Here is a 12,036-nt window from a genome sequence, read left to right on the forward strand (position 1 = left end):
TCCTCAATAAAGTCAAGAGACATTGAATCCTTCGCCATTTCTAAAAGTTCTCCATGCGTCTTCGGTTAAGTGAGGAATTATGATAAATTGCATCCAGTTTCATAACAGTTTTTCAAAATTATATCAGTGTGGTGGGGTGAAGCAAGGTATCGATTTGAGGTAAAGAGGACAAAATTTGAGGCAGACTTCTGGCACAAAATCGATAGCCTTCAGGCAAGAAAATTCTTTAACCGATGACCAATGAAAAGTTATCTTGCTTTCTCAGGACTGTAATGATTCCGACTCATTTTTCTCATCAATTCACAGAGTCTTTTTTCCCCATTTCAAGCATATCTGAGGGTTTTGGTGCTTCATTTAGAATAGCTATCGATGTTTTGTGAATATGCTTGGAAACATCTGGTCATATCCACGAAAGATCAGATGAATGTTGCGTATTACCCGCTTCTTTAGATTAGCCACCTTTGATTTTTTTGATCCCCTAATATTGACTGCTACAAATCCCCTTACCTAAGAGGGATTGTAGAGATGGATTTCATAGTGTATTCTCCCAGCCTACATATCGTTTTTATGAAATTGCAGCAATAAAAAAATGCTGCAACTACCTTATATACGAGCGAAAAGGACAGCGGACTTCCGAGACGCAACTCGGGCAGCTGACGATTACGGCTGCAATAAGGACCAGGAAACAACCTGCAAGGGTGCCTGTTGAAAGGGCAACTCCGAGAAACGCCAGGTCGAAAAAAACCCCGGCAACAGGTTCGATAAGGGCCAGCAGGCTTCCTGTCTGGGACTTAAGGTTTGCAAAACCTATGGTCGTAAGAATCCCGCCCACTCCCACTGAAACAATTCCGAAAGCCATTAGAGGAAGTATATTGGGTACAAGCACGGAAACGGAAGTCCCTGCAGCAAAAGGTGCCATCAGGAGGCAGCTGATTGCAGTACCCCAGAAAGCGATTGCAAATTCGGAATGATCTTTTTTCAGGACCCGCACGTTCATAATGATAACTGCAAGGAGCATTCCCGCAAAGAGTCCGGATGCGATCCCTATGAAATGACTGCCGGAAAATTCGAGGGTTCCAAACCCGCCTTCAGGACGGATCACCATATAAACGCCTGCAATTGCGAGGAAAAGGGCTGCAATGCTCTCCTTTCCAACTTTTTCTTTCAAAACAAAAGGTGAAGCCAGCATTACGTAGATCGGGGCAGTGTATTCGAGCAGGATAGCCATGGAGAAACAGGTTTCCTTTACGCACAGGAAATAAAAGAACATGTTAACCAGGATAAAGATGCCCTGTAAGAGAAGACGAGCTCTCCCTTTTCCAGGTTTCAGTTCTCCAAGCCTGTTCGTTGCCAGAAGATAAGTGAAAATAAAGGTAAGCCCGAAGAACAGGCGGTAAAATATTATTGAAGTTATGGGTAGGTTGTGAATATTAGCAAGGAATAAGCCTGTCATCCCATAGAGAATACAGCCAAGTAACACTGCCAGATGGGCACCTTTTTTCACCTGAAGCATAAGACAGGTAAAACCCCGGATTTGCTTAAATAACTTGCCAGAAAAGTCCCTGGGGTCTTTTATCCGAGAGATCTGTTGTTAGGAGAGATTCCGGAATTCAGGGTAAAAGAGAATAACGCGGAATAAAAGAGTTATGAGCACAGAGATTTCCATGCTTTCCGTGTCTTCCTTGTTTATAGCGTTATTAGTGAGGTTTTCCATGTACAATCAGTGAGGTTTTCCATGTACATCTGTGTTTTCCGTGCTTATAAAGAAGAAAGAAGGCAGGACTTAAAGCCCTGCTCTTTCGACTATTGTGTCTGCCACATGTTTTGCATCTTTGAATGGGAAATCTGCTGCTGTGAGCAGTTTGCCTGCTTCCCCTGCTGTAACTGCAAGGTCGCCTGATCTGCATGTGGTGTCTGCACCGGCAGGGAATGCAGCTAGCAATTCTCCGGGTGTGTTTATGGGAAACTTTGCGCCGTTAAGGCCTGCAACAATCTGTTCGTGAATATCATCTCTTACAGTCATATCTTATTCCTCAGGTTTTGTATTTTTTTTCTTAAATTTTGTCATCTTCCCAGGTTTCGGGTTTTTTATTCATCTGGACTTTTTACTTCTTTGCAGTTTGATTTCCTCCGGAGAATTCATCCTACAATATCCCATTGACAGGTTATTGATATATACTTAATCGGCACTGGAATGTAGTTAAGGCATTAAAGTATACTACAACAACTATTAAAGTTATCTAGATATATCTCACGGGCTTACATAATTAGCCGCTTGAATCCGAAAATGGTTGAGGTCGAAAATACTTGAAGCCGAAAATAGACTGTGGTCCAAAATCCAGTGATTTTTACATTTTTTGATTGAAACACTGAATTTGCAGGAAGAATTCAGACTTCGAATAAACTCAATATTCGATATCTATAGACTTCAATTTTGGCTGACTTAATTCTAAATAATATTCTCAGCTCTCTTTTAATTCCTTGATCTAAAATTTTAATCCTCTTTTTTTGTTTTTTTCTTCAAATAAGCTAAAGCACTTCTGGCTTTTCGCTGTTTTGTGTGGATATTCTCATAAAAACCAACGAGGGCTTGAATTGAAAATCATCTATTTTAGATATAATTTCATTAAATTTGTATTTAAGTAAACTCTATTTACACTCAGTTTTCTTTATTCTATTAAGTGGATGGGTAAGGCTTATAGGATGCATACACAAAACAAAATGTCAAATGAATTGTGTTTTATCCCAATAGCATCAGAAGCCGGAAGCATGGAAAGGAATGAGACTATGGAAACGGGTGAAGATGTAGTATCAAGTTTACTTTTGAGGCCGGGACAAAAGCTATTTTTGTGTTTTCTATACTCCCCAAGAGTCAAAATTTATTTATACTACTAACTACAACCTTTACTAAATATTTTAGACTGCTTATGGGATGAAATTTCATACATCTTCGTCTTTGATCCAGAATTGTCTCACGAGTGATGTTACATTTTGTGATTTGCAGCTGAAAAATATAATTATTTCAAAAATAAAGGAGGATATAAAATGGGATGTAATCCGGTAACGTTTCATAACGTTACACCAAATGTATTTAATTGCATGAAACAGAAACTTGAATCAGCTGGTCTTCACGTTCCTTCAGGAAATAGTGGAGAAATCTCAGGGAGCGGAGTTGTAGCTGATTTTAACTGGGATGGTACAGCAAACCTTACCATCACAGTTAAAAGCAAGCCTTTTATCGTCAGCTGTGACACCGTAACTGGAAAGATCCAGGATTTTGTGCACCAGTGTGGAGCTTAATTGAAAGTTTTTGAACATATTATAACCTGTTCTAACAGTAATTGAGGGGAAAGGGGTTTTCCCCCTCAATTTTTAGTTTGGTGACAATTGGGGTTGAGTCAATCCAGACTGCTTTCAAAAGACTTTAATCCAAATTGTTTTTTGAAGGCCTTCATTTGCCATTATTGTATGGGGCATACATATATAGTAATTAGGTTATGTTAATCAGAACATGTCGATATATGTGGTTAGAGGTTACCCACTAGAAAAGCAAAACCACGCGCATGAGACTCCATAAATAATATGCTATACATAGTTAGGTACTCCACGGACTGAAAACGTATGTTTATGACAGGATAGATGTCCGGGAAATCTGTTAAATTCTGAAAAAGCATTATGATGTTGCAGCTATATACTACTGTGATCTGGTGACCAGGTTGAAAATTGAGAGGGGGATGTACTGCCCGGGTCACAGGCACCTCTACTTTGTTACCTCTTCCCAGCAGCACCACTGAGGTTGTGGAGAACAAAGCTTAGTTTATTATATTTTCAGTGGTATAAATCGCAGTAATCCGGACTCAGTTTCATAATTCATATTCCGAATCCTGATGTATCTTCAACCATACCTAATCCACTGCCGGTTTCCTTTAGTGTTATGACCTTATCCTCGGTCTCGATCTGAAAATCAACGACATCGACAAGGTTCTCTATATAACTGAAATTAAAGTTATTCATAAAGCTGAAAGATTCCTTACAATAGCTCTTCATGACCATGAAAACTTTGCCTTCTTCAGCGGTAATGACCCATCTTTTATTCCCATTTTCTGAAGGGTACTCATACACTTTTGCCTTTTTGAATAAGTGCATCTTTCTGGTCTCTGCATCATAGAATTCCATTGAATTGTGTATATCGTATTCTAATCCGCCAATCTCTATATTCGGGATGTAGTAGGTCAGGATCGACCCGTTCATGAACACGATTCTCGACCATTTCCAGGGGATGAAAGGCCCGACAACAATTACTTTCTGCGCATAGCACTTTCCGGAGAAATCCTTCTCAAACAGCACGCCCTCAAAATCAAAATACAGGTTAGCGAGCCTGTAACCGAACAAGCCTTTGAAATATTCAGACACCTCTGAATTGTAATTATTATCCTCCGGCTCTCTTATGTCTAAACAGCAGACCGTCTGACCATTGCTTGAAATATCAAGCATATACTTTGGAAATGACCCATAGAAATCCGCTTTCATCTCTTTGCTGGAGCAGGTAACCCTCTTATCTTTAACTTCAATGACCCCCAGGTCATCAGTGAGGTTTTTCTTTACCTCATCATATGCCCAGGAGACACAATACCCGTCTGTTTTATCATTTTTTATCCTGCTGTTCACTACATATCTGCCATTGACCTCGGTATCCCCCGCACTCCTGCCGAACGTGAGAAAAAACTGGCGCCTGGACCCGTCATCGGCTGTGAATTTCATGAACCAGTATTCTTTCCCGAAAAGCGGAAGGTCCTCAAAAGAAAATAGAAGGTCGTCAATGCCTCTTTTGAGTTCTTTCTTCACCAATAGCCTTTCGATTTTATCTTTACTTTCCTTTATCTCCTGTATTGACGCGATAAATGCTTTCTTTTCAATTTCAGGCAGGTTTCTGATGTAATCGTTTCTTTCTTTTATAAAACGTAAAAGCTTGTTTTTTTCGCTTATAATTCTCTCTTCAAGAGTTTTGTTTTTAATCTCTTTGTCACCTGATATTTCAGTCATTTCATCTTCCCTGGAACTTTAAGCAATACTTTTTCAGAAACATAACATCCATAAATTTTGAATAATATAATCTTATCGTAGAAAATGCTGCGTATGAATTTATTGTTGACAAAAGGAAGGCGAAAAAGAAGAGGAAAAGGAAGGTGAAAAAGAAGAGGAAAATAGGTAAAGAAAAGGAAAATAGGTAAAGAAAAGAAAACGGTAAAGAGAGAAAGCAAAGAAGGTAAAGAAAAAAGGTAAAGAAAAAATTAATAACGGCTTTAGAGCCGCTTTTATTTCAATTCCCTGGGCTGTTTTTCTTCAGGAAGTACAGGCAGGGCCATGGTATTGATCAGAAGTGGGCTTTTGATATCCTTTGCCCTTTCGATCACAAGTTCTTTTCCTTTCTGGGTAAGGGCAAAAAGCGGTACAGCAGTTCCAACCTGAGCAAGGGGTTTTACAAGGTCCCTGATAGGCTTTGAAGCGCAGCTGGTTACGATATCTGAATTTTCTACCAGAGTCTGAGCTCCTTCCCTGGTTAAACCGGTAACATGTACCCCAATTACTATCAAATCAAGCCCGAGTTCGGCTTCAAGCTTCCGTAACTCTTTTGCGGTTTCACCGAAAGCCGCGGTTACTGCGATCTTTCTGTAACCGAGTTCGGCTGCCTTTTTCACTCCGGCAACCGGGTCCATTACGGCAGTTGAAGGGTCAAGCACAATTCCGCCGCGTTCTGTGATTCCATTTATGATGCCATCGATTGGCTCGGTTTCGACCAGGCCAGACATCCTGCCGCCCATACCCTGAACAAGGGTAGGGTTATTGGAAATGACAGTTCCTGCTCCTTCACAGGCGGTTACCGTTGTGTCAAGTAAACCTCTGCTCAGGCCTGTCATCATAACTTCAGATGCTCCAAATCCGACAAAGTCCTCGAGTTCCAGACGGCGCTTGTCCGTAAACATCCCGAAATCACTGATCCTGAACTCCATATTCTTCTTGACTTCTTCGGGGGTGATCTTCTGGATTCCGCGCATCTTGGCAAAGAGGGGGCACCATTTGATTTCAGGCTCTCCGACTTCGACGACTTTCCCATCTTTTACGACGACTCTTGTTTTTCCAAGTAATTCCATTATATGAGGCATAGTTCCACCTTTAAAAGCTGAGCAAAAAATATGAGTGTTAAGAAATTCAAATCCGGTAAAAATTGCAGGTAAAGTTTGTGGTTGCTTACTTAATAGTTTATTGGTTTTGGGCTTTTTGATTAAACTTCTGGCTTGTTACTGAATATTTTATTGCTTTGGCTTGTGGTTTACTACTACTACTTTTTGAGTTATTTGCTATAAATGCAAAATTCATTGATTATTGTAGTCTGAGATTTCCACTCCATTTGAAGAGGATACCGTTTTTCTTTTTAGTTTTTTTTTAGTTTTTCTGATTAGTTTTTCTTTTAAATTTTTCTTATAAATTTTTCTTTTTAGTTTTTCTTTTTATTTCGTATTTTTTCCATAGTGCTCCGGCAAAAAGAAATACTTCCTTTTTGTACCTGATTTCAATTTGCCATCATACGGAATAAGACTGTAACCTTCAAGCAAAAAAGCTGGGTATTCCTGTTTGTCTCAGAGTTTTCCCTGCAGAACTCCATATTAACTTTTCAATCAGATTCTTAATATAAAGTCTTACTTTAGTTCTCTATAGTATCTGCATTTTCTGCTTGTTTGAAAATCACCAGAAATCCCTTCACGGTTTAAAATTATTTCGGATCTCATATAGTTGGCGTTATATATTATGTGTGATATAGGATAAATACAGGAGTATTAAATTCAATTACTTTCCTTTCCGGAAGATATTAAAAATAAGGGATAAGGGCTTCTTCGGTCAGGAAAATATCAAGGGGGTGCAAGATTGCTAAATATGAAGAGATATGGCAAGCTGTTGCTGAGCGCATATGTCATGAAGAAAATTAAGCCAGGGGGCTCCCAAAAGAATGGAGGAGTATTAAATAAATATGGTAAATTAGTTCTTGGGGCATATATACTTGAGAAACTCACGTCAGAAAAATCTCAAAAAGAATTAGGGCTTGAAATAGAATCCGAAGGAGTAAAATTAGATGAAGCAGGGGAGGGATCTTCAATGAATAAATTTTGTAAGATAATGATGGGTATGCTTATCGGAGCTACAGTTATTTATGCTTTTAAGAAACATGCTGCTAAAAAGTGTGGGTACAAAATCAAAGTGCAATGAGACGAAAGGAGGGGTACGATATTGCATAAAAATAATAACTGGGGCAAATTTCTTTTGGGGGTATTCGCAGGAGCTGCAATTGTATATACTGTTAAAAAGTATATGTGTAACAGGTCCCTTCCAGAGGCTTTCAAATCTCTTCCTCTTCACTTCAAACAGGGGCAGGTTCCTCCAAAGATAAAATCAATTTATCCTGACAGGCAGACTTTTGCGTTCAGGCATGATTCTCCTATCTGGATCGAATTCGATATGCCCATGAATAATGCAAGCATTACGAAAGAGACCGTAATAGTAAGAAGTTCCGCATCATCAGAGCCTGTGGAAGGCCTACTGGATGCAGGGTCCAGAATAATGATGTTCCGTCCTTATGGCGAATATCCTATGGATGAGTCAGGTGCTGAAATAACAATTACCTTACTTGGAACCGAAACCGGATCAGGAGTCATAATAGACGAACGGGGAATTGCTCTGGATGGCGATAACGACGGAAAAGCCGGAGGAGACTTTGTATATACTTACAGGCTTATAAACTGAAATTTCTGCTCTCCGAAATAATCCCAGTTTTTTAACCTGTTTTCTTTTTCAATTTCTTTTTTTTACTGGTTTTTATTTTATCTAATTTTGTATAATTTTATCTAATTTTATCTAATTTTATCTAATTTTATTTTGTTTTGTATCGTTTGTCCAACCTGTCCATTTTTACATTAGTCTTTCTCATTATATTCTGTTTGACTCAGTTCTTTTTCAATTTTTCCCCGCTTTCCTTCTCACAGTACCCTCCACCGCCCGGCGTCTCAATAACAAAAACATCTCCCCTTTTTAGCTTAATTTCAGCCTGTCCCTCAACCTCGAGAACACTGCTGTCTCTGCGGATAAGCGTGTTCTTTCCGCACTTCCCGGGCCTGCCACCTTTGAGCCCGAAAGGCGGGAGTTTCCTGTGGCTTGAGAGAATGGCTGCATTCATATCTTTCAGGAACCTGATTTTCCGGACAACTCCGTTTCCGCCCCTGAATTTACCTTCTCCCCCACTTCCCTGCCGGATGGAAAACTCCTCAAGCAAAACCGGAAACCTTGTTTCAAGGATCTCAGGGTCGGTAATTCTTGAGTTGGTCATGTGGGTATGGACAGCATCCGTCCCTGAAAATCCGGGGCCTGCCCCTGCTCCTCCGCAGATGGTTTCATAGTACTGGAAATCCGAATTTCCGAAGGTGAAATTATTCATAGTACCCTGGGAAGCCGCCAGCGTGCCAAGGGCTCCGAAAAGGGCATCAACAATGTACTGCGAGGTCTCAACGTTGCCTGCAACAACTGCTGCAGGATATTCCGGCCTGAGCATGGAACCTTCGGGGATGATAATTTCAAGCGGCCTTAAACAGCCTGCATTCAGGGGGATATCACTTTTTACAAGTGTCCTGAAAGCGTAGAGGACAGCAGCCAGGCAGACAGAGGCAGGAGCATTGAAATTATTTGAAAGCTGGGGGGAAGTACCCGTAAAATCGATTCTGGCACCCCGGTTCTTGCGGTCAATGGTGACTTTCACTTTAATTGCATTCCCGTCATCGAGCAAATAGGTGAATTCTCCGTCTGCAAGCCTGTCAATAACTCTTCTGACGGCTTCTTCAGCGTTATCCTGCACATGGCCCATATAAGCTTCAACGGTTTCAAGGGTGAATTCTTCAACCATCCTGCGCAGTTCCTGAAGCCCTTTTTCATTTGCAGCTACCTGGGCCCGGAGGTCAGCCGTATTCTGGTCCGGGTTTCTTGCAGGGTATTTTCCCGAGTTCAGCCAGGACTTCAGCTTTTCTTCACAGAAACGTCCCTGTTTGACTATTTTCATGCCCTCGCTCAGCACCCCTTCTTCTTCAATGGTCCTGCTGCCCGGAGGCACGGAGCCCGGGCTTATTCCTCCTACATCGGCATGGTGGCCTCGGGAAGCCAGATAAAATCGGATCTCTCCGGAACTGCCAAACATCGGAGTAACAACCGTGATATCCGGGAGATGAGTGCCTCCATGATACGGGGAGTTTATCAGGTATACATCCCCTGCGTGCATTTCCTGAAACTGTGTCCGTATAAGGGATTTTACGCATTCCCCCATGGAACCCAGGTGCACGGGGATGTGAGGAGCATTTGCTATCAGGTTTCCGTGCCTGTCGAAAATCGCACAGGAAAAGTCAAGCCTTTCCTTTATATTTACGGAATGGGCAGTTTTCTGCAGGGTGTAACCCATCTGCTCGGCAACGGACATGAACCTGTTATTGAAAATCTCAAGCATTACAGGGTCAGCCTCTGTCCCGATGGCTGTCCTGGCAGGAAGCGGAACTCTGCGGGTAAGGAGAAGGTGGTTGCGTGCAGTAATCTCTCCTTCCCAGCCGGGTTCAATTATAATGGTAGTGTTTTTTTCAATTAGAATTGCAGGCCCACTTATACAGATCCCGGGCCTGAGTTCTTCTATCTGGAAGACAGGGGTTTCGCGGAATTCCCCATAACTGTACATCCGGACTCTGGAAACGGGTGAAAACACGGGATTATCTTCAATTTCAAGCAGAGGGTCAGAAACCCTCTCCGTAACCCCTATGACCTCCACAGAGACGGCTTCTACAAAAATGGATTTTCCTTCCATTACGAATCCGAAGCGTTTCTTGTGGGCTTCCTCAAACCCGGTCCTGAGGGCTTCTTTGTCCGCAAAATCTACATCTAACTGCGTGTCCGAACCTGCATAGCGCATATGGACTTTAAAGAGTGCAGCAATGCAGTCTTCCTTAACTCCCTGCTCCAGCATCATCAGTCGGCCTTCCGCCTCATGCCCCGCAAAAACAGATTTTAACTCGTTTATCAGCCCTTCTGACAGTTCAGCTCCAATATATTGTTCTTTGATCAGCCTCTGGTCTGCAAGCCCCATGCCGTATGCAGAAAGAACTCCGGCATAAGGGTGGATGAAAATGCTTTTAATTCCGAGGGCATCTGCAACCCTGCATGCGTGCTGGGCTCCTGCTCCTCCAAAGCAGCAGAGGGTATATTCTTTTATGTTATATCCCCGCTGGACCGAGATTTTTTTGATCGCATTTGCCATATTCTCGACTGCTACGGAAAGGAAACCCTCGGCTGCCTGCTCGGCTGTAAGGACACCGCTCTCATGGGTGCTTCTCTCGCCAGAGACCTCTTCAGCAAGTTTTTCAAATTTCCTGCGCACAATTTCAGAATCAAGAGGCTGGTCTGCGCCCGGTCCGAAGATTTTCGGGAACAATTCGGGCTGCAATTTCCCAAGCATAAGGTTGCAGTCCGTAACCGTTAAAGGTCCTCCTTTTCGGTAACATGCGGGTCCAGGGTCCGAGCCTGCAGAATCAGGTCCCACCCTGAACCTGCCCCCTTCGTAATGCAGGATCGAACCCCCGCCTGCTGCAACTGTGTGGATGCGCATCATAGGAGAACGCAGGCGCACACCTGCAACTTCTGTTTCCAGACTGCGTTCGTACTCCCCGCTGTACTGGGCTACATCCGTGGATGTCCCTCCCATGTCAAAAGTGATTATCTTTTTTGCCCCTGCCATTTCCGAGGTTGCAACTGCCCCCACGATTCCCCCGGCAGGTCCGGAAAGGATGCAGTCCTTGCCCTGGAAAGCCCCCGAATCTATAAGCCCGCCGTTGGACTGCATGAACATTAGCCTGGGGCTATTTTTCCCCTTACTTTTTTCCTCCAGGCTTTCTTTTTCAGGTGCTTTTTTTTCGCATTCTCTTTCGCATTCTCTTTCTCTTTCTTGCAGGTTCTTTTCGACCATGTCAACATACCTGCGAAGCACCGGAGAGAGATATGCATCCACAACCGCTGTTTCCCCTCTGCTCACAAATTTTATTAGCGGGCTTGCCTGATGGGACAGAGATACCTGCGTAAAACCGATTTTTCTGGCAAGTCTGCCGAGTTTTAGTTCATGATCGGGATAACGGTAGGCGTGCATAAGGATGATTGCAGCGGATCGGATGCCAACTTTATATGCTTCTTCAAGCTCTTTTTTAGCGGCTTTCAGGTCCAGAGGTACAATTTCTTCCCCGTCTACCCCATACCTGCCGGAAACTTCGATTACCCTTTCATAGAGCTGGTCAGGAAGTTCGATTTTCTGAGCAAAAATATCCGGACGGTTCTGATACCCTATCCTCAAAGCATCTCCAAATCCCCGCGTTATGGCAAGAACAGTCCGTTCCCCTTTCCGTTCAAGGAGAGCATTTGTGCCAACGGTCGTGCCCATTTTTATGGCTTCAACTTCTTCCGAAGGAAAAGGTGCATTTTCAGGCAGCCCGAGGATCTGGCGGATCCCATGCATGGCTGCATCTTCATAATGAGACGGGGCTTCGGAAAGAAGTTTATGTGTAATCAGTGTTCCATCAGGGCGGCGGGCTACGATATCAGTAAACGTGCCTCCGCGGTCGATCCAGAACTGCCAGCGGGATTTGGGGGACATGAAGGGAATAATTGTAGAGGTGGTATTAATTATTAATCTGAATATTCTGAATGTAACTCGATTTCCATGCCTTATTTTCAAAAAGACTATGAGAAAATCATATCTTTATGGGAAAATCAGAATAAAAAGAAAAAGCTTTTGGAGTTAAAGTGTAAAAGGAAAGCAAAAGAATTGAAAGTTTTCTAGAGCTAAGCATGTAAATGAGGCAGATTGATGACAAGTCAACTACCCCTGAGCTAAAGACTCAGGGGCTTGTCTAACAAGCCCTGGTTGACCAGATCACCGATTAGGAGCAACGGAAAATCGGTAAACGATAG

The 12,036-nt window shown here is 42.6% G+C and carries 8 protein-coding genes; 3 read left to right on the top strand and 5 right to left on the bottom strand.

Features of this window, described 5'->3' with window-relative positions:
* Positions 1-598: 598 nt before the first annotated feature.
* Entirely contained in the window at positions 599-1,513 is a 915-nt protein-coding gene (locus EO98_RS06820) for a DMT family transporter (protein ID WP_048141071.1), read from the bottom strand.
* 270 nt (positions 1,514-1,783) lie between these two features.
* The gene (locus EO98_RS06825; protein ID WP_048141073.1) at positions 1,784-2,023 is read right to left on the bottom strand and encodes an MTH865 family protein; all 240 of its coding nucleotides are present in this window, start codon (positions 2,021-2,023) and stop codon (positions 1,784-1,786) included.
* Positions 2,024-3,045: 1,022 nt separating this feature from the next.
* On the opposite strand from EO98_RS06825, the gene EO98_RS06830 reads away from it, so the two are divergent.
* Positions 3,046-3,300 (top strand): hypothetical protein, encoded by a 255-nt coding sequence (locus tag EO98_RS06830; protein WP_048141075.1) that lies wholly within the window; start codon positions 3,046-3,048, stop codon positions 3,298-3,300.
* 570 nt (positions 3,301-3,870) lie between these two features.
* Here the strand turns inward: EO98_RS06830 and EO98_RS06835 are convergent.
* Complete coding sequence (locus EO98_RS06835) at positions 3,871-5,043, bottom strand: hypothetical protein (protein ID WP_235283637.1); 1,173 nt, start codon at positions 5,041-5,043, stop codon at positions 3,871-3,873.
* A 272-nt stretch (positions 5,044-5,315) separates the two neighbouring features.
* Entirely contained in the window at positions 5,316-6,164 is an 849-nt protein-coding gene (locus EO98_RS06845; protein ID WP_048141079.1) for a methanogenesis marker 8 protein, read from the bottom strand.
* Positions 6,165-6,933: 769 nt separating this feature from the next.
* On the opposite strand from EO98_RS06845, the gene EO98_RS06850 reads away from it, so the two are divergent.
* Complete coding sequence (locus EO98_RS06850; RefSeq protein ID WP_235283639.1) at positions 6,934-7,263, top strand: hypothetical protein; 330 nt, start codon at positions 6,934-6,936, stop codon at positions 7,261-7,263.
* 54 nt (positions 7,264-7,317) lie between these two features.
* Positions 7,318-7,797, top strand: a complete 480-nt coding sequence (locus EO98_RS06855) for an Ig-like domain-containing protein (RefSeq protein WP_235283638.1) — start codon at positions 7,318-7,320, stop codon at positions 7,795-7,797.
* 199 nt (positions 7,798-7,996) lie between these two features.
* Here EO98_RS06855 and EO98_RS06860 read toward each other — a convergent pair whose 3' ends face one another.
* Positions 7,997-11,719, bottom strand: coding sequence for a hydantoinase B/oxoprolinase family protein (locus tag EO98_RS06860; RefSeq protein ID WP_048141087.1), 3,723 nt, complete (start codon positions 11,717-11,719; stop codon positions 7,997-7,999).
* Positions 11,720-12,036: the final 317 nt, after the last annotated feature.

Origin of the sequence: Methanosarcina sp. 2.H.T.1A.6, assembly GCF_000979455.1 — an archaeon.
Classification (GTDB): domain Archaea; phylum Halobacteriota; class Methanosarcinia; order Methanosarcinales; family Methanosarcinaceae; genus Methanosarcina.